Origin of the sequence: Sphaerotilus sp. (genome assembly GCF_041083715.1) — a bacterium.
Lineage (GTDB): Bacteria > Pseudomonadota > Gammaproteobacteria > Burkholderiales > Burkholderiaceae_C > Sphaerotilus.
In genome coordinates this window covers 18838-43494 of sequence record NZ_JBFPGY010000068.1, presented here as the reverse complement: position 1 = coordinate 43494, position 24657 = coordinate 18838, and the positions used below count along the sequence as shown (strand labels likewise).

General features: G+C 66.8%; 29 protein-coding genes. 19 read left to right on the top strand and 10 right to left on the bottom strand.

Going from position 1 to position 24657, the window contains the following annotated elements:
• Positions 1-1545, bottom strand: a 1545-nt coding sequence (garD, locus tag AB3X43_RS03355; protein ID WP_369428468.1) for a galactarate dehydratase, incomplete at its 3' end; no start/stop codon positions are given.
• Between the two features lie 144 nt (positions 1546-1689).
• Here garD and kdgD point away from each other — a divergent pair.
• From kdgD to AB3X43_RS03330, 5 genes are read left to right on the top strand one after another with little or no spacing between them, the layout of a single operon-like run.
• Positions 1690-2601, top strand: coding sequence for a 5-dehydro-4-deoxyglucarate dehydratase (gene kdgD, locus AB3X43_RS03350; protein WP_369428467.1), 912 nt, complete (start codon positions 1690-1692; stop codon positions 2599-2601).
• Positions 2602-2642: 41 nt separating this feature from the next.
• A complete protein-coding gene (locus tag AB3X43_RS03345; RefSeq protein ID WP_369428466.1) occupies positions 2643-3605 on the top strand; it encodes a Bug family tripartite tricarboxylate transporter substrate binding protein in 963 nt (320 codons plus the stop codon).
• A 16-nt stretch (positions 3606-3621) separates the two neighbouring features.
• Entirely contained in the window at positions 3622-4956 is a 1335-nt protein-coding gene (gene gudD / locus AB3X43_RS03340; RefSeq protein WP_369428465.1) for a glucarate dehydratase, read from the top strand.
• A gap of 53 nt (positions 4957-5009) precedes the next feature.
• Positions 5010-6509, top strand: coding sequence for an aldehyde dehydrogenase family protein (locus AB3X43_RS03335; RefSeq protein ID WP_369428464.1), 1500 nt, complete (start codon positions 5010-5012; stop codon positions 6507-6509).
• Positions 6510-6528: 19 nt separating this feature from the next.
• Positions 6529-7680, top strand: coding sequence for an L-talarate/galactarate dehydratase (locus AB3X43_RS03330; RefSeq protein ID WP_369428463.1), 1152 nt, complete (start codon positions 6529-6531; stop codon positions 7678-7680).
• 23 nt (positions 7681-7703) lie between these two features.
• Here the strand turns inward: AB3X43_RS03330 and AB3X43_RS03325 are convergent, their stop codons facing one another.
• From AB3X43_RS03325 to AB3X43_RS03305, 5 genes are read right to left on the bottom strand one after another with little or no spacing between them, the layout of a single operon-like run.
• Complete coding sequence (locus AB3X43_RS03325) at positions 7704-8675, bottom strand: SMP-30/gluconolactonase/LRE family protein (RefSeq protein ID WP_369428462.1); 972 nt, start codon at positions 8673-8675, stop codon at positions 7704-7706.
• A gap of 4 nt (positions 8676-8679) precedes the next feature.
• Positions 8680-9513 (bottom strand): NAD-dependent epimerase/dehydratase family protein, encoded by an 834-nt coding sequence (locus tag AB3X43_RS03320; RefSeq protein ID WP_369428461.1) that lies wholly within the window; start codon positions 9511-9513, stop codon positions 8680-8682.
• An 18-nt stretch (positions 9514-9531) separates the two neighbouring features.
• Positions 9532-10884 carry a TRAP transporter large permease gene (locus AB3X43_RS03315; protein ID WP_369428460.1) on the bottom strand — a complete coding sequence of 451 codons (1353 nt, stop codon included), beginning with the start codon at positions 10882-10884 and terminating at the stop codon, positions 9532-9534.
• A gap of 2 nt (positions 10885-10886) precedes the next feature.
• The gene (locus tag AB3X43_RS03310; RefSeq protein ID WP_369428459.1) at positions 10887-11372 is read right to left on the bottom strand and encodes a TRAP transporter small permease; all 486 of its coding nucleotides are present in this window, start codon (positions 11370-11372) and stop codon (positions 10887-10889) included.
• A gap of 33 nt (positions 11373-11405) precedes the next feature.
• Positions 11406-12389 (bottom strand): TRAP transporter substrate-binding protein, encoded by a 984-nt coding sequence (locus tag AB3X43_RS03305; RefSeq protein ID WP_369428458.1) that lies wholly within the window; start codon positions 12387-12389, stop codon positions 11406-11408.
• Between the two features lie 160 nt (positions 12390-12549).
• Here AB3X43_RS03305 and AB3X43_RS03300 point away from each other — a divergent pair, with 160 nt between their 5' ends.
• Together AB3X43_RS03300 and AB3X43_RS03295 are read left to right on the top strand one after the other, a co-directional pair.
• The gene (locus tag AB3X43_RS03300; RefSeq protein ID WP_369428457.1) at positions 12550-13584 is read left to right on the top strand and encodes a LacI family DNA-binding transcriptional regulator; all 1035 of its coding nucleotides are present in this window, start codon (positions 12550-12552) and stop codon (positions 13582-13584) included.
• 53 nt (positions 13585-13637) lie between these two features.
• Entirely contained in the window at positions 13638-14360 is a 723-nt protein-coding gene (locus AB3X43_RS03295) for a FadR/GntR family transcriptional regulator (RefSeq protein ID WP_369428456.1), read from the top strand.
• A 15-nt stretch (positions 14361-14375) separates the two neighbouring features.
• Here AB3X43_RS03295 and AB3X43_RS03290 read toward each other — a convergent pair whose 3' ends face one another.
• The gene (locus AB3X43_RS03290) at positions 14376-14768 is read right to left on the bottom strand and encodes a hypothetical protein (RefSeq protein ID WP_369428455.1); all 393 of its coding nucleotides are present in this window, start codon (positions 14766-14768) and stop codon (positions 14376-14378) included.
• 145 nt (positions 14769-14913) lie between these two features.
• Here AB3X43_RS03290 and AB3X43_RS03285 point away from each other — a divergent pair, with 145 nt between their 5' ends.
• The 12 genes from AB3X43_RS03285 (at position 14914) to AB3X43_RS03230 (ending at position 20851) form a co-directional block, all read left to right on the top strand.
• Positions 14914-15144, top strand: a complete 231-nt coding sequence (locus AB3X43_RS03285; RefSeq protein WP_369428454.1) for an oxidoreductase-like domain-containing protein — start codon at positions 14914-14916, stop codon at positions 15142-15144.
• A 220-nt stretch (positions 15145-15364) separates the two neighbouring features.
• Complete coding sequence (gene rplC, locus AB3X43_RS03280; RefSeq protein ID WP_179633154.1) at positions 15365-16036, top strand: 50S ribosomal protein L3; 672 nt, start codon at positions 15365-15367, stop codon at positions 16034-16036.
• Positions 16036-16656, top strand: coding sequence for a 50S ribosomal protein L4 (gene rplD, locus AB3X43_RS03275; protein ID WP_179633153.1), 621 nt, complete (start codon positions 16036-16038; stop codon positions 16654-16656). The genes rplC and rplD overlap by 1 nt, the downstream gene beginning before the upstream one ends.
• Entirely contained in the window at positions 16653-16979 is a 327-nt protein-coding gene (rplW, locus tag AB3X43_RS03270; RefSeq protein WP_369428453.1) for a 50S ribosomal protein L23, read from the top strand. Before rplD ends, rplW begins: the two co-directional genes overlap by 4 nt.
• Complete coding sequence (gene rplB / locus AB3X43_RS03265) at positions 16979-17803, top strand: 50S ribosomal protein L2 (protein ID WP_369428452.1); 825 nt, start codon at positions 16979-16981, stop codon at positions 17801-17803. Before rplW ends, rplB begins: the two co-directional genes overlap by 1 nt.
• Before the next feature lie 13 nt (positions 17804-17816).
• A complete protein-coding gene (rpsS, locus tag AB3X43_RS03260; protein WP_179633150.1) occupies positions 17817-18092 on the top strand; it encodes a 30S ribosomal protein S19 in 276 nt (91 codons plus the stop codon).
• Positions 18093-18104: 12 nt separating this feature from the next.
• Positions 18105-18434 (top strand): 50S ribosomal protein L22, encoded by a 330-nt coding sequence (gene rplV, locus AB3X43_RS03255; protein WP_179633149.1) that lies wholly within the window; start codon positions 18105-18107, stop codon positions 18432-18434.
• A 15-nt stretch (positions 18435-18449) separates the two neighbouring features.
• Entirely contained in the window at positions 18450-19292 is an 843-nt protein-coding gene (gene rpsC, locus AB3X43_RS03250; protein WP_369428451.1) for a 30S ribosomal protein S3, read from the top strand.
• A gap of 3 nt (positions 19293-19295) precedes the next feature.
• Positions 19296-19712, top strand: coding sequence for a 50S ribosomal protein L16 (gene rplP / locus AB3X43_RS03245; RefSeq protein WP_179633147.1), 417 nt, complete (start codon positions 19296-19298; stop codon positions 19710-19712).
• Between the two features lie 17 nt (positions 19713-19729).
• Complete coding sequence (gene rpmC, locus AB3X43_RS03240; protein WP_179633146.1) at positions 19730-19930, top strand: 50S ribosomal protein L29; 201 nt, start codon at positions 19730-19732, stop codon at positions 19928-19930.
• Complete coding sequence (gene rpsQ / locus AB3X43_RS03235) at positions 19927-20220, top strand: 30S ribosomal protein S17 (protein ID WP_369428450.1); 294 nt, start codon at positions 19927-19929, stop codon at positions 20218-20220. Before rpmC ends, rpsQ begins: the two co-directional genes overlap by 4 nt.
• A 124-nt stretch (positions 20221-20344) precedes the next feature.
• Positions 20345-20851, top strand: coding sequence for a peroxiredoxin (locus tag AB3X43_RS03230; protein WP_369428449.1), 507 nt, complete (start codon positions 20345-20347; stop codon positions 20849-20851).
• Here AB3X43_RS03230 and AB3X43_RS03225 read toward each other — a convergent pair.
• The 3 genes from AB3X43_RS03225 to accC are packed head-to-tail and all read right to left on the bottom strand — an operon-like array spanning position 20842 to position 24657.
• Positions 20842-22347 carry a zinc-ribbon and DUF3426 domain-containing protein gene (locus AB3X43_RS03225; protein ID WP_369428448.1) on the bottom strand — a complete coding sequence of 502 codons (1506 nt, stop codon included), beginning with the start codon at positions 22345-22347 and terminating at the stop codon, positions 20842-20844. The genes AB3X43_RS03230 and AB3X43_RS03225 overlap by 10 nt on opposite strands.
• 28 nt (positions 22348-22375) lie before the next feature.
• On the bottom strand, positions 22376-23305 hold the full coding sequence (gene prmA, locus AB3X43_RS03220; protein WP_369428447.1) for a 50S ribosomal protein L11 methyltransferase: 930 nt from the start codon (positions 23303-23305) through the stop codon (positions 22376-22378).
• Positions 23302-24657, bottom strand: coding sequence for an acetyl-CoA carboxylase biotin carboxylase subunit (gene accC, locus AB3X43_RS03215; RefSeq protein WP_369428446.1), 1356 nt, complete (start codon positions 24655-24657; stop codon positions 23302-23304). Before accC ends, prmA begins: the two co-directional genes overlap by 4 nt.

The window sequence follows — 24657 nt, the reverse complement described above, 5'->3', positions numbered from 1 at the left end:
CAGCTTCCAGTGCTCGGCCCAGGTCTTGCGGCCGCTGGCGACTTCGAGCATCAGCCGGAACATCGCCCAGCCCGCCTCCTCGATCGACTCTTCGCCATCGGCGATGCGGCCGGCGTTCACGTCCATCAGGTCGTGCCAGCGGCGGGCCAGGTCCGAGCGGGTGGCCACCTTGATCACCGGGCACTCGGCCAGGCCGTAAGGCGTGCCGCGCCCGGTGGTGAAGACGTGCAGGTTCATGCCTGCGGCAAGCTGCAGCGTGCCGCAGATGAAGTCGCTGGCGGGTGTGGCCGCGTAGACCAGCCCACGCTGATCCGGTCGCAGTTTCTCACCCGGAGACAGCACATGCGAAATCGCGGACGAGCCGCTCTTGATGATCGAGCCCATTGCCTTTTCGGTGATGTTGGACAGGCCGCCGGCCTTGTTGCCGGGGGTCGTGTTGGCCGAGCGATCGACGCGTCCGCGGTCCAGATAGCGGTCGTACCAATCGAGTTCCCGCACGATGGCCTCGGCGATCTCGGGCGTGGCGGCGCGTGCAGTGAGCTGGTCCACGCCGTCGCGCACTTCGGTGTTTTCGCTGAACATCACCGTTGCCCCGGCACGCACCAGCAGGTCGGCACAGTAGCCGACCGCTGGGTTGGCAGTCACGCCGGAGAACGCATCCGAGCCTCCGCACTGCACGCCGACCACCAGCTCGCTGGCCGGGACCGTCTCGCGGCGACGCGCATTCAGGCGCTCCAGGTGCGGCTTGGCGCTGCGGAGGATGTCGTCGAGCATCGACATGAAGCCGATGTGGTGGTCGTCCTGCAGGCACACCGTCTCCGGGCCCAGGGTGGTGTCGCGCGCATCGGTGATCGGGAAGGAGCCCGGGGGCAGCAGGCGATCGGGTTGCAGCTTCTCGCAGCCCAGGCTCACGACCATCACTTCGCCGCCGAAGTTCGGGTTGAGCGAGATGTTCTTCAGCGTGCGGATCGGGATCACCGCATCCGGTGCGTCGATCGCCACACCGCAGCCATACGTGTGCTCCAGCCCGATCACGTCGTCCACGCGGGGGTAGAGCGGCAGCAGCTCGGCCTTGATGCGCGCCACCGCCTGCGCGACGACCCCGGCCACGCACTGCACCGTCGTCGTGATGGCCAGGATGTTGCGGGTGCCGACCGAGCCGTCGGCGTTGCGGTAGCCCTCGAAGGTATGGCCGGTCAGCGGCTGGCGTGCGGGCGATGGCACGGTTGCCATCGGCAGGCCTTGCAGCGCGCGGGCGGCGGGCATCTGCAGCCGCCGCTCATGGACCCACGCGCCAGCGGGAATGTCCTGGAGCGCGTAGCCGATCGGCACGTTGTAGCGCCGCACCACGCCGCCCTGCAGGATGTCCACCAGCGCCACCTTGTGCCCTTGCGGTACCTTGTCGTGCAGCACCAGTCCAGCGCCAGGAACGCCATCAGGCAGCACCGTCCCGGCCGGCAGGCCGCCGTCGTTGGCGACGATGGCGACATGGTCGTCCGAGTGCATGCGGATGGTCAAGGGAGGGCGGGGCACGGGCGCGTTCATGTCTATCCTGCTGGTGATCGTACAACACAAGTGTCGCCATCTTTGGCAGCCGCCACAAGAGGGCGCGATACGTAGTTCTCCCTGTCGCATTGTTGTCGAGTTAGTTATACGATGACATACAACAACATCTGATGGAGTCTGACCATGTCGCCCCAAGACCTCAAGAGCGTGCTGCAAACCGGCCTGCTGTCGTTTCCGCTGACCGACTTCGACCGCGAACTTCGCTTTGCTCCGAAGCCCTACGCCGACCGGCTGGAGTGGTTGCAGCCCTACGGTGCCTCGGCGCTGTTCGCTGCGGGTGGCACGGGCGAGTTCTTCTCGCTGGCACCGGCCGAATACAGCGAGGTGATCCAGGTCGCGCTGGACACCTGCCGCGGTCGCACACCGATCATCGCCGGCGCTGGAGGTGGCACGACGCTGGCGATCCAGTACGCGCAGGAGGCCGAGCGCCTCGGTGCCCAGGGCATCCTGCTGCTGCCGCACTACCTGACCGAGGGCAGCCAGGCCGGCCTGATCGCCCACGTCGAGGCCGTGTGCAAGAGCGTGCAGTTCGGCGTCATCGTCTACAACCGCGGTGCCTGCCGCCTGACACCGGCGAGCCTGCTGGTGCTGGCGGACCGCTGCCCGAACCTGATCGGCTTCAAGGACGGTGTCGGCGACATCGAGAAATTCGTCGCCATCCGCCAGACGCTGGGGGATCGCTTCGCCTACCTGGGTGGGTTGCCGACGGCAGAAGTCTTCGCCGGTGCCTACAAGGCGATGGGCTGTCCGGTCTATTCGTCGGCGGTCTTCAACTTCATCCCGAAGACAGCGATGGAGTTCTACAACGCCCACGCCGCCGGTGACACCGCCACCTGCGATCGCCTGGTGCGCGACTTCTTCCTGCCCTACATCGCGCTGCGCAACGAGGGTGAAGGCTACGCCGTGTCCATCGTGAAGGCGGGAGCCACGCTGGTCGGACACAGTGCCGGCCCGGTGCGCCCGCCGCTGTCGGACCTGCTTCCGGCGGAAGTCAACCGCCTCGGCCAGCTGATCTCGAAGCTTGGCGCGCAATGAATCCGCGCCACGCCACCCTGCACCGCCCCCGGACATCTCGCATGAAAAAGCTGCTCACCGCCGTGCTCCTGGGGCTGACCGCCATCACGTGCGCCCAGGCACAAGCCTGGCCCAGCAAGCCCGTGACCCTGCTGGTGCCATTTCCGGCCGGCGGATCGACCGACGTCATCGCCCGCACCGTCGCACCGAAGCTGCAGGAAAAGCTTGGTGCCACCTTCATCGTGGACAACAAGGCCGGTGCCGGAGGCACCATGGGGGCGGCGGTGGCCAAGCGTGCTGCGCCCGATGGCTACACAGTCTTCGTCTCGTCACTCGGTCCCTTCGTGATCGGCCCGCACCTGCTCAAGAACGTCGGCTATGACCCGCTGAAGGATTTCGACTACATCACGGTCGCGGTGCAGGCGCCCAATGTGCTCGCCGTGCCGGCGAATTCGCCGCACAAGTCGATGGCCGACGTGCTGGCTTTCCACAAGGCCAACCCCGGGAAGATGAGCTTCGCTTCGGCCGGCAACGGCACGAGCGACCACCTGACGGTCGAGCTGTTCTGGCAGACGACCGGCACCAGCGGCCTGCACATCCCGTACAAGGGCGGCGCACCGGCGATGTCGGACCTGCTTGGTGGCCAGGTCGATGCCTCGTTCATGAACATCAACACCGGCCTGGCCAACATCAAGGCGGGCAAGCTGCGGGCGCTGGCGATCACCAGTGCCAAGCGCTCGCCGCTGCTGCCGGACGTGCCGACGATGGAAGAGCTGGGCATCAAGGGCGCGACGGTCTATTCGTGGCAGGCCGTGGCCGCGCCCAAGGGACTGCCCGCCGACATCAAGGCCAGGCTGCATGGTGCGCTGGTGGCGGCGCTGAACGACCCCGCGGTCAAGACCAAGCTGCTTGACGTCGGTTTCGAGATCGTCGGCAATACTCCCGAGCAGTTCACGGCCTTCCAGGCGACCGAGTTCGCCCGCTGGAAGAAGGTCATCGAGGTCGGCAAGATCACCGCCGACTGAACCTGGAGCACCCGCCATGACCACGTCCTCCACTCCCCGCATCACCGCGCTGCGCGTGATCCCGGTCGCCGGCCGCGACAGCATGCTGCTGAACCTCAGCGGCGCGCACGGCCCGTTCTTCACGCGCAACCTGCTGATCCTCACCGACAGCGCTGGGCGCACCGGCGTGGGCGAGGTACCCGGTGGCGAGAAGATCCGTCAGACGCTGGAAGATGCCCGCGAACTGATCGTCGGCCAGCCACTCGGTTCGCAGCAGCGGTTGTTGCAGCAAGTGCAGCAGCGTTTCGCCGACCGCGACAGCGGCGGGCGCGGCCTGCAGACCTTCGACCTGCGCACCACCATCCACGCGGTGACGGCCATCGAGTCGGCGCTGCTCGACCTGCTCGGCCAGCACCTGGGCGTGCCGGTGGCGGCGCTGCTCGGCGAGGGCCAGCAGCGGGCATCGGTGGAGATGCTGGGCTACCTGTTCTTCGTCGGCGACAAGGCGCAGACCGATCTGCCGTACAGCAGTGCGCCGGCAGCGGACAACGACTGGTTCCGCCTGCGCCATGAACAGGCGATGACGCCCGAGTCGGTCGTGCGGCTGGCCGAGGCGGCGCGCGCGCGCTACGGCTTCAACGACTTCAAGCTCAAGGGCGGCGTGCTGGCGGGCGATGCCGAGGTCGATGCCGTCACCGCGCTGCACGAACGCTTCCCCGACGCCCGCGTGACGCTGGACCCGAACGGCGGCTGGCTGCTGAAGGATGCGGTCCGGCTCGGCCAGCGCATGCGCGGCATCGTCGCCTACGCGGAAGACCCGTGCGGCGCCGAAGACGGCTTCTCCGGCCGCGAGGTGATGGCCGAGTTCCGCCGCGCCACCGGCCTGCCCACCGCCACCAACATGGTTGCCACCGACTGGCGCCAGTTGAGCCATGCGCTGTCGCTGCAGAGCGTGGACATTCCGCTGGCCGACCCGCACTTCTGGACCATGGCCGGCTCGGTGCGCGTGGCGCAGACCTGCCGTGACTGGGGTCTGACCTGGGGCTCGCACTCGAACAACCACTTCGACGTGTCGCTGGCGATGTTCACCCACGTCGGCGCGGCGGCCCCCGGCAAGGTCACCGCCATCGACACGCACTGGATCTGGCAGGACGGCCAGCGCCTGACGAAGGAACCGCTGCAGATCGTCGGGGGCCATGTGCAGGTGCCGGACAAGCCGGGCCTGGGCGTCGAGCTGGACATGGTCGAAGTGGAGAAGGCGCACCAGCTCTACCTGCAGCACGGTCTTGGCGCGCGGGACGACGCGATGGCGATGCAGTATCTGCTCCCGGGCTGGACCTTCGACCCGAAGCGGCCCTGCATGGTGCGCTGAGCGCCACTGTCTTTTGAATCCTGAATCCTGAATCCTGAATCTGGAAGCCTGCCATGACGACGATGCTCACCTCCTTCAATGCCCGAACCGGCGAGGCACTGGAACACGTGCCCTCCAGCACACCCGCTGCCGTCGATGCCGCCTGCGACGCGGCGGCCGCGGCGTTCCCGCTGTGGCAGGGCGCTGCCGGGCCGGAGCGTGCCGCGTTGCTGCGCGCCCTGGCTGTCGCGCTGGAAACCGACCGTGCTGAACTCGTCGCGCTGGCCGACCGCGAAACCGCGCTCGGTCCGGTGCGTCTGAATGGCGAACTCGACCGCACGGCCTTCCAGCTCCGCCGCTTCGCCGACCTGGCCGAGCGCGGTGCGCCGTTTGCGTTCGTGGACGATCCGGCCGTGGCCGGCGCGCCGCCCGCCGGGCATCCGGCGATGCAGCGCTGGTCGGTGCCACTCGGCCCGGTGGCGATGTTCTCGGCGAGCAACTTCCCGTTTGCGTTCTCGGTCCTCGGTGGCGACACGGCATCGGCACTCGCGGCGGGCTGTCCGGTGGTCGTCAAGGCGCACTCGGGCCACCTGCTGCTGTCGAACCGGGTATTCGGGCTGGTCCAGGGCGTGCTGGCGGCGCTGAACCTGCCCGCCGGCCTGATCGGGCTGGTGCAGGGCGGTGGACGCGACATCGGCGTGCGGCTGATCCGCCATCCGGCGATCGCCGCCGGCGCCTTCACTGGCTCGACCCAGGGCGGTGCGGCGCTGGCGGCCGAAGCGGCGGCGCGGCCCCGGCCCGTCCCGTTCTTCGGCGAACTCGGCTCGACCAACCCTGTCATCGCATTGCCTGCCAGGCTCGCCACGGATGGCGCCGCGCTGGCGGCGACGCTGGCCGGCTCCATCACGCTGGGCTGCGGTCAGTTCTGCACCAACCCCGGTGTCATCGTGCTGATCGACGCGCCGCAATCCGGGCTGGACGTGCAGGCGGTCAACGACGGCTTCGTCACGCAACTGGCCGAGGCACTGCGTCCGCAGCAGCCACATGCGATGCTGACCACCGCGATGCGCGGGGCGTTCGAAGCCGGTGTCGCGCATTGGGCGCAGGCCGGCGCCGACCTGCTGGTGCAGGACACCAGCGCCGCTGGCCAGCCTCCGCGTCCGGTGCTGGCGCAGGTCTCGGCGCAAGCGTTCATCGACCGCGCGGCCTTGCGCGAAGAAGTGTTCGGCCCTGGCAGCCTGGTGGTCCGGGCCGCCAATCTCGTGCAGGCGCTGCAGGTGCTGCAGGCCGTTGGCGGTACGCTGACCGTGACGCTGTGGGGCATGGATGCGGACACCGGCCAGACCCGCGCACTGGTGCGCGGTGCGATGGCGATCGCCGGGCGTGTGCTGTTCGCGGGTGTGCCGACCGGCGTGGCCGTCACGGCGGCACAACAGCATGGCGGTCCGTGGCCCAGCAGCACCCGCCCGGAAAGCACGTCGGTGGGTGATGCCGCGATGGCGCGTTTCCTGCGACCGGTCTGTCTGCAGGATGCGCCGGCGTGGCTGGTCGAGCGGCCGGGCCGGCCGGTCTGAATCTCAGGATCCGATCGCCATGCACACGAACCGTTCCGCGGCCACCGATGACCGCATCGCCTGGGTGAAGGTGTCTGCCTGCACGCTGCCACTGGCCACGCCCATCAGCGACGCCAAGGTGCTGACTGGCCGGCAGAAGCCGATGACCGAGATCGCGATCCTGTTCGCCGAGATCGAGACCACCAGCGGCCACCAGGGCCTCGGCTTCAGCTACTCCAAGCGGGCAGGTGGCCCCGGCCAGTTCGCCCACGCCCGTGAAATCGCCCCGGCACTGATCGGCGAAGACCCGAGCGACATCGCCCGGCTGTGGGACAAGCTGTGCTGGGCGGGGGCCTCGGTCGGGCGCAGCGGCATGGCGACGCAGGCGATCGGCGCATTCGATGTGGCGTTGTGGGATCTGAAGGCGCGCCGTGCCGGGCTGTCGCTGGCCAAGCTGCTGGGCACGCACCGGGAGTCGGTCCGCTGCTACAACACCTCGGGCGGCTTCCTGCACACGCCGCTGGAGCAGCTGCTGGTGAACGCCTCGGCGTCGATCGCGCGTGGCATCGGCGGCATCAAGCTCAAGGTCGGCCAGCCCGACTGCGCGCTGGATGTGCAGCGTGTCTCGGCCGTGCGCCGGCACCTGGGGGATGGCGTGCCCCTGATGGTGGACGCCAACCAGCAGTGGGACCGCCCGACCGCGCAGCGCATGTGCCGCCTGTTCGAGCCATTCAACCTGGTCTGGATCGAGGAGCCGCTCGACGCCTACGACCACGAGGGCCACGCGGCGCTGGCGGCCCAGTTCGACACGCCGATCGCGACCGGCGAGATGCTCACCAGCGCGGCCGAGCATGGCGACCTGATCCGCCACCGTGCCGCCGACTACCTGATGCCCGATGCACCGCGGGTCGGCGGCATCACCCCCTTCCTCAAGATCGCCACGCTGGCCGACCACGCCGGGTTGATGCTGGCACCGCACTTCGCGATGGAGCTGCATGTCCATCTGGCTGCCGCCTACCCGCGCGAGCCGTGGGTGGAGCACTTCGAGTGGCTGGAGCCGCTGTTCAACGAGCGCATCGAGATCCGGGACGGCCGGATGCTGGTGCCCAGGCGTCCCGGTCTCGGTCTGAGCCTGAGCGAGCAGAGCCGGGCCTGGACCCGCGAGGTGGTCGAGGTGGGCCAGCGCCCTTGAATGAAGGCACCGGGCGGGGGTGTTCAGCGCACCGCGCCGGTCGTGTTGACGTACAGCGCGTAGACCGAGTGGCTGGCCGCCATGAACAGCCGGTTGCCCTTGGTGCCGCCGAAGCAGACATTCGCGCAGCGCTCGGGCAGGTGGATGTGGCCGATCGGTTGGCCGGCCGGGTTGTAGACCCGCACGCCGTCCAGCGCGGCAGCGTCGGTGCCGGGCGCGCCGTTGGTGCCGAAGCCACACCAGAGGTTGCCCGCCACGTCGCAGGCCATGCCGTCGAGTGCGCCGGGCCCGTCGGCATCGATGTGCAGGCGCTTGTTCGACAGCGAGCCGTCGGCGGCGTGGTCGTAGGCCCAGATCAGCCGGTGGGGCGCCGCGCGGCTCTCGATCACGTAGAGCACCGACTCGTCCGGCGAGAAGGCCAGGCCGTTCGGACCGGCGAGGTCGTCGAGCATGCAGTCGAGCCGCCCTGTCGTCGCGTCGACCCGGTAGACGCCATGCGGTCGCTCCGGCGTGCCGGGTTCGCCCTCCCAGTGGCCGTGCAGGCCGAAGTCCGGGTCGGTGAACCAGACTGCGCCGTCGCGGCGGCACAGCGTGAGGTCGTTGGGCGAATTCAGCCGGGCGCCCTCGAAACGGTCGGCCAGCACGGTGACGCGTCCATCGTGCTCGGTGCGCGTCACGCGGCGGGTCAGGTGCTCGCAGGTGATGAGCCGCCCCTGCGTGTCGCGGGCGTGGCCGTTGGCGTTGTTCGACGGCTGGCGGAACACGCTCACCGTGCCCGAGCAGTCGTCCCAGCGCAGGATGCGGTCGTTCGGGATGTCCGACACCAGCAGGTAGCGCCCGTCGCCGAACCACACTGGCCCTTCGGCCCAGCGCAGCCCGGTGGCCAGCCGCTCGACGCTGGCGCTGTAGAGCCGCAGTTTCAGGAAGTCCGGATGCAGCACCTCGACCGCCGGGTCGGGGTAGCGCATCGACAGCGTCAGCGGCTGGGTGTCCATCGTGTCATTCCTGCGTGAAAAACGGACCGGTGCGCACGAAGGCACCGCCCTGGTAGTGCACGGCGGGGTCGTCGCGGTCGAGTGTCTGCTGGCGTGCCTCGACCTCTGCGCGGAACACGTCCGAGCTGTCCTGCGGCCGGTAGCCGATGTGGCGCGCCGAGGTGTTGTCCCACCAGGTCGTGGCGTTGTCGCTCATGCCGTAGACGATGCTGTGGCCGACCACCGGGGCAGTCAGCGCGGCGACGATCAGCCGCTCGGTGTCGTCGAAGCTCATCCAGGTGGCGAGCATGCGCCGGTCCTTGGGCGCGGCGAACGACGAGCCGATGCGCACGCTCACCGTCTCGATGCCGAAGCGGTCCCAGTAGAGCTGCGCGAGGTTCTCGCCGAAGCACTTGGACAGGCCGTAGAAGCCGTCCGGGCGCACCGGGTCGCGCGGGCTGACGATCTCGTCCTGGCGGTAGAAGCCGGTGACGTGGTTGGAGCTGGCGAAGACGATGCGCTTCGTGCCGGCGTGGCGGGCGGCTTCGTAGAGGTGGACCATGCCGACGATGTTGCCGTCGAGGATGCTCTCCCAGGTCTGCTCGGTGGAGACGCCGCCGAGGTGGACGACCGCGTCCACGCCGTCGAGCATCGCGGCCACGGCGGCCTTGTCGGCGAGGTCGGCGACCGCGAGTTCCTCGCCCGGGCCGGCAGGGTCGATCGCGTCGCTGCGGTGGCTGACGCGCAGGGTGTCGCAGTAGGCTTTCAGGCGCGGGCGCAGTTCCCGGCCGAGGTTGCCGGCGGCGCCGGTCAGCAGCAGCCGAGGGAAGCGGATCGAAGAAGCGGGGCGAGGCAGCATCGTGTGTGTCCTTGGGTGTCAGAGCACCGGGTGTCCGGTGATCAGCGAGGGCAGCCAGGTCGAGAAGGCGGGGACGTAGGTCACGAGGTTGATCGCGATCCAGATGGCCAGGTAGTAGGGCCAGGCGGTCTTGGTGGCCTCGCCGATCGAGATGTTGCCGATCGCGCAGCCGACGAACTGCACCGTGCCTACAGGCGGGTGCACCAGGCCGAGGGCGCAGTTGAGCAGCAGCATCATGCCGAACTGCACCGGCCCGACGCCCATCTGGATCGCCAGCGGCAGGAACAGCGGCGTGGTGATCAGGATGTGGGCCGCCATGTCGAGGAAGATGCCCAGGAAGATCTGGATGATGTTGATGTACAGCAGCATCAGCCAGGGTTCCTTGGTCGCCTGCAGCAGGGCGGCCTCGATCGTTTCCGGGATCTCCAGATAGGCCATCTGCCAGCGCAGCATGTTCGACACGCCGATCAGCAGCAGGATCACGCCCGTGGTCTTCGCCGCCTTGGCCAGCGCCTTGACCAGCTTGTCGAGGGTCATGGTGCGGTAGATCAGCCCGGTCAGGCACAGCGAGTACGCCACCGCGATGGCCGCCGCCTCGGTCGCGGTGGTGATGCCCAGCATCACGCAGGCCAGGATCACGGCGATCACCATCAGTCCGGGCACCGACGCGATGAAGTGGTGCAGCACGGCCGTCCAGCCGGGGAAGCGCTCGACCATCGAGGTGCCATCGGCGCGCTTGGGGAAGCCGAACTTCACCGCTTGCCAGTAGGCCGCGCCCAGCATGCAGACCATGATCCAGAACACCGGGACCAGGCCGGCGAACATCAGGTCGCCGATCGAGACGCCCTTGATGACATGACCGCCGATGACGCCTGCCGCCGCCTGGGCGGCGAAGGCGTAGATGATCATGTTGTGCGACGTCGGCATCAGCGCGCCGGTGAGCGACGCGTGGGTCGTCACGTTGACCGCGTAGGCGGCGCTGTAGCCCTCGCGCTTCATGATCGGGATCATCACGCCGCCCATGGCCGAGGTGTCCGCCACCGGCGAGCCTGACACGCCGCCGAACAGCGTGCTGGCCATGACATTGGCCAGTCCGAGGCCGCCCTTCCAGTGGCCGACCAGGCTGCGGGCGAAGTTCATGATCTTGTCGGCGATGCCGCCATGCAGCATCAGCTCGCCCGAGAAGATGAAGAACGGGATCGCCAGGAACGAGAACACGTTCATGCCCGAGACCATCATCTGCATCGCCGTGGCGATCGGCAGACCTTCGACGGCGAAGGTTGCCAGACAACTCAGTCCGATCGCGAAGGCGACCGGCACACCCAGGACAAGACAGAGCAAGAAGCTCAGGCAAAGCACAGCCAGTTCCATGATCACGCCTGCTGTTGAGGTTGAGACAGCAGCCCGAGCAGCCGTGTCAGGGAGAAGATGGCAATCAGGATGCCCGCCGTGATGACGGGCACGTAACGGCTGGCTTCGGAGATGCCCAGGGTGGGAATCACGTCATGGGCGGTCGAATGGGCCATGAGCCAGCTGCCCCAGGTCAGTACCGCAGCGAAGACCAGGTTCAGCACCTCCACCAGCAGGGCGCAGAAGCGCTGGCCGGCGGGCGGCAGCAGCTTGACCACCGAGTCCAGCCCGATGTGGCCAGCCGCGTGGACGCCGGCCGCAGCGCCGAACATGGCCACGCAGATCACCAGCAGCAAGGCGATCTGCTCGACATAGGGCGGTGCATTGTTGAAGACGTAGCGCAGCACCACACCGTAGAGGACGATCACGCCGAGCAGCGCCAGGCAGATGCCCGCCAGCACCAGCACCGCGCGGGACAACCACGCGCTCAATCCGTAAAGCCAGTTCATGGCGGAGTGCTCCTGTTCCACGTCATGTTCATGTCACTTGGTGTTGACGATGTCCTGCACCAGGGCCTTGATGTCCGGATTCACGGTGAACTTGTCCCAGACCGGCTTTTCCGCGTTCACGAAGCTCTGCTTGTCGATCTCGCTGGTCGGGATGATCTTGGCGCCGCTCTTGAGGACCACGGCGCGGGCGTCATGCTCCTTGGCTTCCCACAGCTTCTGGTAGTAGGGCACCGACTCCTTGGCGGCCTTGCGCAGGGCGGACTGCTCCTCCGGCGTGAGCGTGTCCCAGCGCTTTTTCGAGAACACCACCACCTCGGGCGACATCACGTGCATGGTCTCGGAGAAGACCGGTGCCGACTCGTAGTGCTTGTTTTCGTCGTAGGAGGGCAGGTTGTTTTCGGCGGCGTCGACCAGACCGGTCTTGAGGCCGGTGTAGACCTCGGCGAACGGCATCGGGGCTGGAGATGCGCCCAGTGCGTTGATGAGGCTGACCCACAGGTCCGACGGCTGCACCCGCACCTTCAGGCCCTTCATGTCGGCTGCGCTGCGGATGGGTTTCTTGGCATAGAAGGAGCGGGCGCCGCTCTCGTACAGCGCCAGGCCGATGAAGCCGGCCTTCTCGAACGAGGCCAGGATCTTGTCGCCCTGCGGGCCGTACATGGTCTTGCGGAAGTGGTCCATGTCCCGGAACAGGAAGGGCATCGACGGGATCATCGACTCCGGCACGATGCCGTGGAAGGCGGCCGTGTTGACCCGCACCATGTCGAGGGCGCCGATCTTCACCTGTTCGACCGTGTCCTTCTCCGACCCCAGTGCGCTGTCGGTGAACACCTTGATGCGGTCCTTGCCATTGGTGGCCTTGGACAGCTGCTCGCCCATGAACTTCACGGCCAGCGTGGTCGGGTAGTCCTTGGCATGGACATCGGCCGAGCGGAAGTCGGCGGCCTGCGCACACGACAGCGCGGTCGTGGTCAGCAGGGCGGCGAGCAGGCGGCGCGTGGGGGTGGTCTGGGGCATGGGTGTCTCCTCTGGAGTGAAGGGCATCGGCAAGGCAAATTAAACGTTTAACTTGCAAGGTGGGTCAAGATTCTCTTTCTAGGTGTTAGCCCGATTCGGGTTATATGGTGGGATACGCAGGTAAACGTTTAACTTTGCAAGGCATTACACTCTGACCGCCATGACAGACGACACCTCCACCCGCCGCCGCAAGGCGGCCACCATCCGCGACGTTGCCCTGGCGGCCGGCGTGTCCACCGCGACGGTGTCCAAGTTCATCAACGGTGGCCAGCGTTTCACGCGCGAGGTCGAGGAGCGGGTCACGATCGCCGTCCGCGAGCTGGGCTACAGCTCCAACCCGATGGCCCGCGGCATGATCACCGGCCAGACCGGCAACGTCGGCATCGTCATCCTCGACATCTGCAATCCGCACTTCACCAGCCTCGTGAAGGGGGCGTCCCGGGTGGCGGCGCGGGCGGGGCTGAACCTGCTGTTCACCGACACGGCCGAGGGCTGCACCCCGGAGCTGGCCATGCTGCAGGCGCTCAGTCGCCGGGTGGACGGCATCATCGTCAGTGCACGGCTGTCCGAGCCGGCCATCGACTGGCTGAAGCACTCCGGCCTGCCGGTGATCTACTACGGCGGCCAGCAGCCGGATCCGGGTTGTTACAGCGTCGGCGTGGACAGCCGGACCTCGGCGCTGATGCTGGGTCGACATTTGCGCGACCTCGGGCATCGACGCATCAGCTACGTCGGCTTCAGCGGCGCGCGCTGGAGCGCCGAGCGCTGGAAGGGTCTGCAGGACGCCTTCGAAGGCAGCGGCAGCGTGCTGCGGCTGTTCGATGTCGATGCGGCGGTGGCGGACGAGGGTGAACGGATTGCCTCGTCGGTTCTGCTCTGCGCCGAGCCGCCGGACGCGGTGGTGACCTACAACGATCTGGTGGCGCTCGGCCTGCTGGGGCAGGCGCAGGTGCTCGGATTGCGGGTGCCGGACGATGTCTCGATTGCCGGCTTCGACAACATCATCTACGGCCGCTACGCCAGCCCGGCGCTGACCACCGTCGATACCGCCAGCGAACTGACTGGCGAAACCGCGATGCAGCGCCTCATCGCGCGCATCCGCGGCGATGCCGAGGTGCCGGCCAGCGGGCACGAGACCCTGGCCTCGCGGGTCATCGCCCGAGGTTCGACCGCCCGGCGTGCGGCCCGGATCTGAGGCAAGGACTTGGTACAGTGACACGGCTTCCGCCTGCTTCCCCCTTCATGCCCATGTCGACTTCTGTCCGCCGCCGCCCGCGCACTCTGGCGCTTGAACTGGTCGAATCCCTGGGCGACCGGATCCGCAACGGCCAGTTCGTCCCCGGCGACAAGCTGCCGACCGAGTCGGCCATCATGGTCGAGTTCTCGGTCAGCCGCACCGTCGTGCGCGAGGCGATCTCGCGGCTGCAGGCTGCCGGCCTGGTCGAGACGCGCCACGGCATCGGCACCTTCGTGCTGGGGCTGGGCGACGCGCCCGGCTTCCGCATCGCGCCGGAGCAGATGGCCACGCTGCGCGACGTGATCGCGGTGCTGGAGCTGCGCATCGGTGTCGAGACCGAGTCGGCCGCGCTGGCCGCGCAGCGGCGCACGGACGACGACCTGAACGCCATGCGTGCTGCACTCGACACGGTCGTGCAGGCGGTGGAGGGCGGTCAGGATGCGATCGGCGCGGACTTCCAGTTCCACCTGGAGATCGCGCGTGCGACCCGCAACCACCACTTCGCCGACCTGATGACGGCGCTGGGCAGCATGATCATTCCGCGGGCGCGGCTGGAGCAGTCCGAGGCGCTCGACCCGGAGCGCCTGCGCTACCTGCGCCGCGTCAACGCCGAGCACGAGAGCATCTTCGATGCCATCGCCAGCCAGGACCCGGATGGTGCGCGTGCCGCGATGCGCACCCATCTGGCGAACAGCCGCGAGCGGCGTCGGCGGGCGCAGGCCGAGGCGGGCTGAGAAGGTCGGTGCAGCTCAGTGTCCGGTGCCCAGGCCGGTGAAGCTGGCCAGGCGACCACTGGCTGGGTGCACGAGGTGGCAGTCGCCTTCGGTTCCGCGTGGCAGTGGTCGTGCCTGTACTTCGTAGCCATTCGGGAGACCGCCATGCAGCAGGGTGCCGAGATCGGTGCAATCGTGCACGGGCCGGCAACGATCTGGTTCCACCTGCTGGTCGGTCACCAGGCAGCCGCCCTGGTTCAGCAGCATGGCCATGTCGGCGGCACTGGCCAGATGCTGCAGCACGACGCCATCCGCCTGTGCCTGCAAGTCGGTCAGCTGTGGCAGCGCGATCGCCGAGGCGGTGCCGATCGCGAGGAGGGCGGCGATCTGCTCGATCAGTGCGTAGCCGCGGTGTCCTTGTCGTGCCATGTCTGCCTCTGTCTGGTCTGCAGCGCACCGGTGGCGCGTCTTCAGGCCAGTATCCAGGCGGCTTCGGACGCGCACCATCCCCTTGCAGGAGGGTGGCTGCGCCGCATCCAGGGTGGGGCGGCGGTCGGTATCGGACAATGGCGGGATGATTCCAGACGATGTCCTCCAGCAGTGGACCCCGACCGAGCGCAGCGAAGCCCAGGCGCTGGTACGGGCGGTACTTGATCGCGCACGGACGCTGGGCGTGGCCCTGTCCGATCCTCCGCCCGAGCCGACCAACTGCTGCGACAGCGGCTGCATCGGCTGCGTCTGGGAAGGCTACTGCGGAGAGGTCGCGTACTGGCGAGACGAGTCGATCCTGCGCTGGTCCGACTGAACCGCCCAGGCGGGCGCTGTCGTCTTGCCGCACAGTAGTTCTTGCGTCAAGCGGCACTGCTGTGTGATAATCGCGAGCTTTTCGGGCTGCAATTAAAATTGCGCCCATTTTCGTCGTTCCGGATCGTTCTGGCCTCCTGTCCTTCGGGTGGGCGGCGCGGGCGAATCGGCAACCACATAGTCAGCCCGGCCAATCGCTGTCGGGTTATTGGAGAAGAACCATGAGTCTTAGCAATCGCCTCGGATTGCTGGGCCGCAAGGTGGGCATGATGCGCATCTTCACGGACGACGGTGATACCGTGCCCGTGACCGTGCTGGACGTGTCCAACAACCGCGTTGCCCAGGTCAAAACCGTGGAAACGGATGGCTATACCGCACTGCAGATCACGTTCGGCGCCCGCAAGGCCTCCCGCGTGAACAAGCCGGAAGCTGGACATCTGGCCAAGGCCGGTGTCGAAGCTGGTGAGCTGCTGCAAGAGTTCCGCGTGACCGCCGATGTGGCCGCGGAATACAAGGCTGGCGCCACCCTGCCGGTCACGATGTTCGCTGCTGGCCAGACCGTCGACGTGCAAGGCACCTCGATCGGCAAGGGCTTCGCTGGCACCATCAAGCGCCACAACTTCAGCTCGCAGCGCGCGTCGCACGGCAACAGCCGTTCGCACAACGTGCCGGGCTCGATCTCCATGGCGCAGGACCCGGGCCGCGTGTTCCCGGGCAAGAAGATGACCGGTCACATGGGCGACGAAACCGTCACGACCCAGAACCTGGACATCGTGCGCGTTGACGAAGCCCGCCAGCTGCTGCTGGTGAAGGGTGCCGTCCCGGGTTCGAAGGGTGGCTTTGTCACCGTGCGTCCCGCCGTGAAGGTCAAGCTCAAGAAAGGGGCCAACTGATGCAGCTCGAGCTCCTGAATGAACAAGGCCAAGCGTCCGCCAAGGTCGATGCTTCGGACGCCGTGTTCGCCCGTGACTACAACGAATCCCTGATCCATCAGGTCGTCGTTGCCTACCAGGCCAATGGCCGCCAAGGCACCCGCGCCCAGAAGGACCGTGAGCAGGTTCACCACTCGACCAAGAAGCCTTTCCGCCAGAAGGGCACCGGCCGCGCTCGCGCCGGTATGACCTCGTCGCCGCTGTGGCGCGGGGGCGGTCGGATTTTCCCGAACCTGCCGGAAGAAAACTTCTCGCACAAGATCAACAAGAAGATGTACCGCGCCGGCATGGCCGCCATCTTCTCGCAGCTGGCCCGCGAAGGCCGTCTGGTGGTGGTCGACACGCTGTCGGTCGAAGCCCCCAAGACCAAGCTGCTGGCCGCCAAGCTCAAGGCCATGAACCTGGATCACGTCATGGTCATCGCTGACCAGATCGACGAGAACCTGTTCCTGGCTTCGCGCAACCTGCCGAACGTGCTGGTTGTCGAGCCGCGTTTCGCCGATCCCCTGTCGCTGGTCTTCTACAAGAAGGTCGTCGTCACCAAGGGTGCGATCGACAAGCTCCAGGAGATGTTCGCATGAGCCGCGCTCCCATCAATCGCAATTTCTCGGAAGGCCGTCTGGCCCAGGTGCTCGTCGCGCCGATCATCTCCGAGAAGGCCACGGCCATCGCCGAAAAGAACAACCAAGTGCTGTTCAAGGTGCTGCAGGATGCCACCAAGCCCGAGATCAAGGCCGCCGTCGAACTGATGTTCAAGGTCGAAGTGGACTCGGTGCAGGTCGTCAACCAGAAGGGCAAGACCAAGCGCTTCGGTGGTCGCATCGGTCGCCGTGACCACGTGCGCAAGGCGTATGTGTCGCTGAAGGCCGGGCAGGAACTCAACTTCTCCGGGGAGGCCGCGTAATGGCTGTCGTCAAGGTCAAACCGACTTCGCCTGGCCGCCGTGGCGTCGTCAAGGTTGTTCACAAGCACCTGCACAAGGGCGCTCCGGAAGCTTCGCTTCTGGAACCCCAGAAGCAGAACTCCGGCCGTAACAACAACGGTCACATCACGGTTCGCCACAAGGGCGGTGGTCACAAGCACCACTACCGCGTGGTCGATTTCGTGCGCAACAAGGACGGCATCCCCGCCAAGGTCGAGCGCATCGAGTACGACCCCAACCGCACGGCGCACATCGCCCTGCTGTGCTACGCCGACGGCGAGCGTTCGTACATCATTGCTCCCCGTGGTCTGGAAGCGGGTCAGACGGTCCTGAGCGGCGCCGAGTCGCCGATCAAGGCCGGCAACACGCTGCCGATCCGCAACATCCCCGTGGGCTCCACGATCCACTGCGTCGAGATGATGCCTGGCAAGGGCGCCCAGATCGCCCGTTCGGCCGGCACCTCGGTGACGCTGATGGCGCGTGAAGGCGTCTACGCCCAGGTGCGTCTGCGCTCGGGTGAAGTGCGCAAGATCCACATCGACTGCCGCGCGACGATCGGCGCAGTCTCCAACGAAGAGCACAACCTGCGCCAGTACGGCAAGGCCGGTGCGATGCGTTGGAAGGGCATCCGTCCGACGGTTCGCGGCACCGCCATGAACCCGGTGGACCACCCGCACGGTGGTGGCGAAGGCCGCACCGGCGAGGGCCAGGCGCCTGTTTCGCCGTGGAACACCCTGACGAAGGGCTACCGCACCCGCAACAACAAGCGCACGCAGAACATGATCGTGTCGCGTCGCAAGAAATAAGGGGTAGTAGCTCATGTCTCGTTCACTGAAAAAAGGTCCGTTTGTTGACCACCACCTGCTGAACAAGGTCGAGAAGGCTGTCGCTATCAAGGACAAGAAGCCCATCAAGACCTGGTCGCGCCGTTCGACGATCCTGCCCGAGTTCATCGGTGTCACGATCGCCGTGCACAACGGCAAGCAGCATGTGCCCGTGTACGTGACCGACCAGATGGTCGGCCACAAGCTGGGCGAGTTCGCGCTGACCCGTACGTTCAAGGGTCACCCGGCGGACAAGAAAGCCAAGCGCTAAGGAGCGGCGACGATGGAAACTCAAGCAATCGTCCGCGGCGTCCGCCTGTCCTGCGACAAAGGTCGTCTGGTGGCTGACCTGATTCGCGGCAAGAAGGTCGGTCAGGCCCTCGACATCCTGGCCTTCACGCAGAAGAAGGCCGCCGGCATCATCAAGAAGGCGCTGGAGAGCGCGATCGCCAACGCCGAGCACAACGACGGCGCTGACATCGACGAACTCCGCGTCACCTCGATCTACGTGGAGCAAGGTGCCACGCTGAAGCGTTTTTCCGCACGGGCCAAAGGCCGCGGCAACCGCATCAGCAAGCCCACCGCGCACATCTACGTGACCGTTGGCAACTAAGGCAGGAAGAAATCCATGGGACAGAAAATCCATCCGATCGGTTTCCGCCTGCCGGTCACGCGCAACTGGTCGTCGCGCTGGTACGCCGGCAACCGTCAGTTCGCGGCCATGCTGGCTGAAGACATCGAAGTTCGCGAGTTTCTGAAGAAGAAGCTCAAGAGCGCCGCCGTCTCGCGCGTCCTGATCGAGCGCCCCGCCAAGAACGCCCGCATCACCATTTTCTCGGCACGTCCGGGCGTGGTGATCGGCAAGAAGGGCGAGGACATCGAGAACCTCAAGCTGCAACTCGCCAAGATGCTCAAGGTGCCTGTCGCCGTGAACATCGAGGAAGTGCGCAAGCCGGAAGTCGATGCGCAGCTGATCTCCGAATCGATCACCCAGCAGCTCGAGAAGCGCATCATGTTCCGCCGCGCGATGAAGCGCGCGATGCAGAACGCGATGCGTCTGGGCGCCCTGGGCATCAAGATCATGTCGGCCGGTCGTCTGAACGGCATCGAAATCGCGCGCACCGAGTGGTACCGCGAAGGTCGCGTGCCGCTTCATACGCTGCGCGCCGACATCGACTACGGCTTCTCGGAAGCCAAGACCACCTACGGCATCATCGGTGTCAAGGTGTGGGTCTACAAGGGCGACCGCCTGGCCAATGGCGAAGCACCGGCTGCCTTGCGCGAAGAGCGTCCGGAAGACGACCGCCGCCGCCGTGGCCCGCGCAGCGACCGTCCGGGCGAACAGCGCCGTGGCGCGCCGCGTGGCAACAACGACCGCCGTCCGGGTGCCGCTGCTGGCGCACCGGCGGGCGAAGCGGGCGTCAAGCGCGTGGTCCGTGCTGCTGCACCGGCCGCCCCCAAAGGAGAATAAGGAATGTTGCAACCGTCGCGTCGCAAGTTCCGTAAGGAACAAAAGGGCCGCAACACCGGCGTCGCCACCCGTGGCGCTCTGGTGTCGTTCGGTGAGTTCGGTCTGAAGGCCACGGAGCGTGGCCGCATCACCGCTCGCCAGATCGAAGCCGCTCGTCGTGCCATCTCGCGCCACATCAAGCGCGGTGGCCGTGTCTTCATCCGCATCTTCCCGGACAAGCCGATCTCGCAGAAGCCGGCCGAAGTGCGCATGGGTAACGGCAAGGGCAATCCGGAGTACTACGTGGCTGAAATCCAGCCGGGCAAGGTGCTCTATGAACTCAATGGCGTGCCTGAAGCGCTGGCCCGTGAAGCCTTCACGCTGGCTGCCGCCAAGCTGCCGCTGCGCACGACCTTCGTGCTGCGTCAGTTCGGCACCTGAGCCGAGGAGAACAAGCAATGAAAGCATCTGAACTCCGCGCCAAGGACGTCGCTGCGCTCGAAAAGGAAATCAGCGATCTGCTGAAGGCCCATTTCGGTCTGCGCATGCAAAAGGCGACGCAGCAACTGACCAACCACACGATGCTGCGCAAGACGCGTCGTGACATCGCTCGTGCCAGGACCATCCTGACCGAGAAGAAGAAGGGAGCCGCCCAATGAGCGAAGCCCAAGTCCAAGCCGCTGCTGTTCCGGCCCAGAAGAACACCCGCACGCTGGTCGGTCGCGTGGTCAGCGACAAGCGCGCCAAGACGGTCACCGTCCTGGTCGAGCGTCGCGCCAAGCACGAGCTGTACGGCAAGATCGTGGCGCGTTCGCGCAAGTACCACGCCCACGACGAGACCAACCAGTTCAAGCTGGGTGATCTGGTCGAGATCTCGGAAAGCCGCCCGCTGTCCAAGACCAAGAACTGGGTTGTGACGCGCCTGATCGAAAAGGCACGTCTGGTCTGAAAACGACCTGATACGCGACAGTTTCCGGGGTCTTGCTGACCTCGGATGACGCGAAAACCGGCACGCTGGGATACTGGCGGCCGGTTTTTTTCATTCTGCGCTCACCTTGAAGGAGAACTTTCCCATGCTGAAGATTGGCGACCAACTGCCCGCGGGCACCCTGTTCGAATACGTCGACATCGAGGGCAACGGCTGCTCGATCGGTCCGAACGCCTTCGATGTGGCGAAGGAAACCGCGGGCAAGAAGATTGCTGTCTTTGCGCTGCCGGGCGCCTACACCCCGACCTGCTCCGCGCAGCATCTGCCGGGCTACATCGCCCAGGCCGACGCCTTCAAGGCCGCGGGCGTGGATGAAATCTGGTGCGTGTCGGTCAACGATGCCTTCGTCATGGGGGCCTGGGGCCGCGACAACGCTGCGGCCGGCAAGGTCCGCATGATGGGCGACGGGGGGGCGCTGTTCACGCAGGCCACCGGTCTGGTGCTGGATCTGACCGCCAAGGGTTTCGGCGTGCGCTCGCAGCGTTACTCGATGCTGGTGGACAACGGCGTCGTGAAGACGCTCAACGTGGAAGGCCCAGGCAAGTTCGAGGTCAGCGACGCAGCGACACTGCTGGCCCAGGCTCAGGGATAAAACGCAGCCAGCGTGTAGCCGGCGATCTGCTGGTTGGCGCTGGTGAATTCCAGATTCCAGCTGGCATCGCTGGAGGCCGCCAGCAGGCTGGACTGCCGGAACTCTGTCGGCGTCAGTACCCGGCGGACCACCACGGTGCCGGACATGTCCGTCAGGCTCAGTTCGATGTGCGGTGCAGCAATGGCGTGGCCGGCCCGGTTGTGCAATGTCACCCCCAGCAGATAGCTGTCGCTGTTGGGTGGACGGCTGAGGGCGGTACTGTCCACGACCAGCGCTTCCAGCTGCCGCGGGGGCTGCAACTGACAGTGCCACGGCTCACAGGCGCGTGTCAGCAGCGGTTCGGTCACCGGCCAGCGGGCAGCAATCAGGTCATGCCAGTGGTAGCCGACCTGCGTCACCAGCACGCCGCCCAGCAGCAGCGCGACCATGCCCACTGCGGCGCGCACGATCGGGCGGTGCCAGCGGGCCTGGTTGTCAGCACGGCGCACGAAATCCGGCAGTGCGGCGGCCTCGCTGTCAGCCACGGTTTTCTTGCCTCTGGCTGAGGCGGCCGCCTTGGATGCGGCTTCATCCACCTCGGTCGTCGCCTCCAGCGAAGTAGGCTCTTCGACAGGCATGGCATGGCTGGACATGGGCGCTGCGCTCAGGTCCAGCGTCTTTTCCAGGTCGTCGGTGGGCTGAAGGACCTGGCTTGGCTGCGCAGTCGCCGCTGGTTCCAGCGCGTGCGCAGTCGCAGGGTCGTCCAGTGCTGGCTCGGCCGTGATGGCAGCCACTACTGGCTCGGACGGCGATGGCTGCTCTGCAGGCGCGTCCGGCGGCCCGTCTGTATCGCGCGCGGGCAGCATCTCTGCCGGCGGCAGCGGCATCGGAGCCGAGGGCCAGTCCAGCGCGAGATCGACGTCCGGCCGTCCATCGCGCTGCAGACGCGCTGCCGCGAATGCGCTGAAGGCTTCGGAGCGGAATTCGAGCGTCGTGGAAGGATAGGTGGTCTCGTCGCCTGCAGAGAGCGGCTCGAGATCCGGCATGTCCGATGGCAATGTCGTGTCGGCACTCGTCGTGCGCCATGCACCCGGATCGGGCTGGGTGGGCGCCATGCCACGCTCCGGCTCCTGGACCGATGGATCCCAGGTGGCCGCCCGGCGGGTGCTGATCTCGACCCGCGTGGCGGGCACGTTCCGCGATGGAGGTGGAGCCGGAAGGGGCGCGCGGTTCTGCAGCGCATCCTGTCGCTCGCGCAGGACCTTGCCATCCGAGAACATGGCGGGCCGGGTTTCCAGCCAGGCTGGGTCGGTCGGGTTGGTCGTGGCCGGCGTGGCGAGATCGGGCGAGCCGCTCCTGGTGTTGGTGTCGCGCCGGGCGAGATCGAACAGCCCCTCCAGCGCGTTGAACACCTCCTGGCAATGCCCGCAGCGGACCCAGCCCTCGGAGATCTTCAGTTGGTCCTGCACCACCCGGAACACGGTGCCGCAGGAGGGACAGGAAGTGGCCAGACTCATGCCGGAATCATGCCATTGACACCCGGTTTCAGGGGCGGCGCGCCGTCAGCAGGACCCAGCCATCTTCACGATCTGCCACTTCCAGCGCGAGCCAGGGCGCATACGCGGCCTGCAATTCCTCGATCTGGCGTTCCAGCAGGCCTGCCATCACCAGCGAACCGCCCGGTGCGACATGGCCGCTCAGCAGCGGAGCCAGCAGTTTCAGCGGTGCGGCCAGGATGTTGGCGAGCACCACCGGGTACTGCCCCTCGGCCAGATCGGGCAGGCCGATCCGCCGCAAGGCCACGCCGTTGGCGGCGGCATTGGCCCGGCTCGATTCAACGGCGGCGAAGTCGATGTCCACTGCATCGATGTCACGTGCGCCGTGCAATCCGGCGCCGATGGCCAGGATGCCCGAACCGCAGCCGTAGTCGAGCACACGCGGCCACGGGTTTGCCAGATCGGCGTGGCGGGCGATCCAGCGCAGGCACATGCGGGTCGTTGGATGCGTGCCTGTGCCGAACGCCAGGCCCGGATCCAGCCGCATCACGCGCGTGGCGCCTTCCGGCGGCTTGTGCCAGGACGGCACGATCCAGAACTCGGATGTGATCAGCACCGGCTCGAACTGCGACTGCGTCAGCCGCACCCAGTCCTGATCGGCGACCGGGTACAGGCCCTGGACGTGCAGATCGGTGAAGGCGCTGTCGCCGTCCTCGCCGTCCTGGGCCAGCAGCAGGGTGCAGGCGTCGGTGGCAGCGTCCTCGTCGTTGAACAGGGCCTTGACGACCGAACGCTGCCAGCCACCGATGCTGGCCGACAGCGTCGCGGGCATGCCCGGCTCGCCGAAGATGGGCGCCTCGTCGGGCGTGTCGGCGTCCGCGTCCTCGACGGTGACGGCCAGCGCGTCCAGCTCTTCCATCAGCGCGTCGGACACGGCATCGACCTGGTCGGCCTGACAGAGCAAGGTCAGCTCGATCATCCCAGCGTCTTCCGTGCGGCCAGCCAGCCTTCCAGGTAATGGATGCTGGTGCCGCCTTCCATGAAGGCAGCGTCGGCCATCAGTTGCCGGTGCAGCGGGATGTTGGTCTGGATGCCCTCGACCAGCATCTCGCTCAGCGCGCTGCGCATGCGGGCCAGCGCCTGGTCGCGCGTGTCGGCGTGGACGATGATCTTGCCGATCATCGAGTCGTAGTTCGACGGCACGAAGTAGTTGCTGTAGGCATGCGAGTCGACGCGCACGCCCGGTCCGCCCGGTGGATGCCACATCGTGATGCGGCCCGGTGACGGCGTGAACTTGAACGGATCCTCGGCGTTGATGCGGCACTCGACGGCGTGGCCGCGCTGGGTGATCTGCTTCTGCGTGAAGGGCAGTTCCTCGCCGGCGGCGATGCGGATCTGCTGCTGCACGATGTCGATGCCGGTCACGAGTTCCGTCACCGGGTGCTCGACCTGCACGCGGGTGTTCATCTCGATGAAGAAGAACTCGCCGTTCTCGTACAGGAACTCGAAGGTGCCGGCGCCACGGTAGTTGATCTTGCGGCAGGCGGCGGCGCAGCGTTCGCCGATCTTCTCGATCACCTTGCGCGGGATGCCCGGTGCCGGCGCTTCCTCGATGATCTTCTGGTGGCGGCGCTGCATCGAGCAGTCGCGCTCGCCCAGCCACACGGCGTGCCCGTGCTGGTCGGCGAGGATCTGGATCTCGATGTGGCGCGGATTCTGGAGAAACTTCTCCATGTAGACGGCCGGGTTGTTGAAGGCTGCACCGGCCTCCGCCTTGGTCGTCTCCACGGCGTGCAGCAGCGTCGCCTCGGAATGCACCACGCGCATGCCCCGACCACCACCGCCACCCGCTGCCTTGATGATCACCGGATAGCCGGTTTCGCGGCCCATGCGGATGATTTCCTTCGGATCGTCGGGCAGCGCACCCGCCGAGCCCGGCACGGTCGGCACGCCGGCCTTGACCATCGCGTCCTTGGCCGACACCTTGTCGCCCATCAGGCGGATCGACTCCGGGCGCGGGCCGATGAAGGCGAAGCCGCTCTTCTCGACGCGCTCGGCGAAGTCGGCGTTCTCGGACAGGAAGCCGTAGCCGGGGTGGATCGCCTCGGCGTCGGTCACCTCGGCAGCCGAGATGATCGCAGGCATGTGCAGATAGCTCTTCTGCGACGGAGCGGGGCCGATGCAGACGGCTTCGTCGGCGAGCTTGACGTACTTGGCGTCGCGGTCCGCTTCGGAATACACCACCACCGCCTGGATGCCCATCTCGCGGCACGCCCGCTGGATGCGCAGCGCGATCTCGCCGCGGTTGGCGATCAGGATCTTCTTGAACAT

What these genes read in the sequence shown, in the direction of transcription:
- AB3X43_RS03310 (WP_369428459.1), bottom strand. Translation starts at nt 11,372, where the DNA reads ATGAACTGGCTTTACGGATTGAGCGCGTGGTTGTCCCGCGCGGTGCTG.
- gudD (WP_369428465.1), top strand. Translation starts at nt 3,622, where the DNA reads ATGACCACGTCCTCCACTCCCCGCATCACCGCGCTGCGCGTGATCCCG.
- AB3X43_RS03295 (WP_369428456.1), top strand. Translation starts at nt 13,638, where the DNA reads ATGTCGACTTCTGTCCGCCGCCGCCCGCGCACTCTGGCGCTTGAACTG.
- AB3X43_RS03300 (WP_369428457.1), top strand. Translation starts at nt 12,550, where the DNA reads ATGACAGACGACACCTCCACCCGCCGCCGCAAGGCGGCCACCATCCGC.
- AB3X43_RS03325 (WP_369428462.1), bottom strand. Translation starts at nt 8,675, where the DNA reads ATGGACACCCAGCCGCTGACGCTGTCGATGCGCTACCCCGACCCGGCG.
- rplD (WP_179633153.1), top strand. Translation starts at nt 16,036, where the DNA reads ATGCAGCTCGAGCTCCTGAATGAACAAGGCCAAGCGTCCGCCAAGGTC.
- prmA (WP_369428447.1), bottom strand. Translation starts at nt 23,305, where the DNA reads ATGATCGAGCTGACCTTGCTCTGTCAGGCCGACCAGGTCGATGCCGTG.
- AB3X43_RS03290 (WP_369428455.1), bottom strand. Translation starts at nt 14,768, where the DNA reads ATGGCACGACAAGGACACCGCGGCTACGCACTGATCGAGCAGATCGCC.
- rplV (WP_179633149.1), top strand. Translation starts at nt 18,105, where the DNA reads ATGGAAACTCAAGCAATCGTCCGCGGCGTCCGCCTGTCCTGCGACAAA.
- AB3X43_RS03345 (WP_369428466.1), top strand. Translation starts at nt 2,643, where the DNA reads ATGAAAAAGCTGCTCACCGCCGTGCTCCTGGGGCTGACCGCCATCACG.
- rplB (WP_369428452.1), top strand. Translation starts at nt 16,979, where the DNA reads ATGGCTGTCGTCAAGGTCAAACCGACTTCGCCTGGCCGCCGTGGCGTC.
- rpsQ (WP_369428450.1), top strand. Translation starts at nt 19,927, where the DNA reads ATGAGCGAAGCCCAAGTCCAAGCCGCTGCTGTTCCGGCCCAGAAGAAC.
- AB3X43_RS03225 (WP_369428448.1), bottom strand. Translation starts at nt 22,347, where the DNA reads ATGAGTCTGGCCACTTCCTGTCCCTCCTGCGGCACCGTGTTCCGGGTG.
- rpsC (WP_369428451.1), top strand. Translation starts at nt 18,450, where the DNA reads ATGGGACAGAAAATCCATCCGATCGGTTTCCGCCTGCCGGTCACGCGC.
- AB3X43_RS03230 (WP_369428449.1), top strand. Translation starts at nt 20,345, where the DNA reads ATGCTGAAGATTGGCGACCAACTGCCCGCGGGCACCCTGTTCGAATAC.
- AB3X43_RS03285 (WP_369428454.1), top strand. Translation starts at nt 14,914, where the DNA reads ATGATTCCAGACGATGTCCTCCAGCAGTGGACCCCGACCGAGCGCAGC.
- rplW (WP_369428453.1), top strand. Translation starts at nt 16,653, where the DNA reads ATGAGCCGCGCTCCCATCAATCGCAATTTCTCGGAAGGCCGTCTGGCC.
- AB3X43_RS03330 (WP_369428463.1), top strand. Translation starts at nt 6,529, where the DNA reads ATGCACACGAACCGTTCCGCGGCCACCGATGACCGCATCGCCTGGGTG.
- kdgD (WP_369428467.1), top strand. Translation starts at nt 1,690, where the DNA reads ATGTCGCCCCAAGACCTCAAGAGCGTGCTGCAAACCGGCCTGCTGTCG.
- rplP (WP_179633147.1), top strand. Translation starts at nt 19,296, where the DNA reads ATGTTGCAACCGTCGCGTCGCAAGTTCCGTAAGGAACAAAAGGGCCGC.
- rpsS (WP_179633150.1), top strand. Translation starts at nt 17,817, where the DNA reads ATGTCTCGTTCACTGAAAAAAGGTCCGTTTGTTGACCACCACCTGCTG.
- AB3X43_RS03305 (WP_369428458.1), bottom strand. Translation starts at nt 12,389, where the DNA reads ATGCCCCAGACCACCCCCACGCGCCGCCTGCTCGCCGCCCTGCTGACC.
- AB3X43_RS03315 (WP_369428460.1), bottom strand. Translation starts at nt 10,884, where the DNA reads ATGGAACTGGCTGTGCTTTGCCTGAGCTTCTTGCTCTGTCTTGTCCTG.
- AB3X43_RS03335 (WP_369428464.1), top strand. Translation starts at nt 5,010, where the DNA reads ATGACGACGATGCTCACCTCCTTCAATGCCCGAACCGGCGAGGCACTG.
- rplC (WP_179633154.1), top strand. Translation starts at nt 15,365, where the DNA reads ATGAGTCTTAGCAATCGCCTCGGATTGCTGGGCCGCAAGGTGGGCATG.
- AB3X43_RS03320 (WP_369428461.1), bottom strand. Translation starts at nt 9,513, where the DNA reads ATGCTGCCTCGCCCCGCTTCTTCGATCCGCTTCCCTCGGCTGCTGCTG.
- accC (WP_369428446.1), bottom strand. Translation starts at nt 24,657, where the DNA reads ATGTTCAAGAAGATCCTGATCGCCAACCGCGGCGAGATCGCGCTGCGC.
- rpmC (WP_179633146.1), top strand. Translation starts at nt 19,730, where the DNA reads ATGAAAGCATCTGAACTCCGCGCCAAGGACGTCGCTGCGCTCGAAAAG.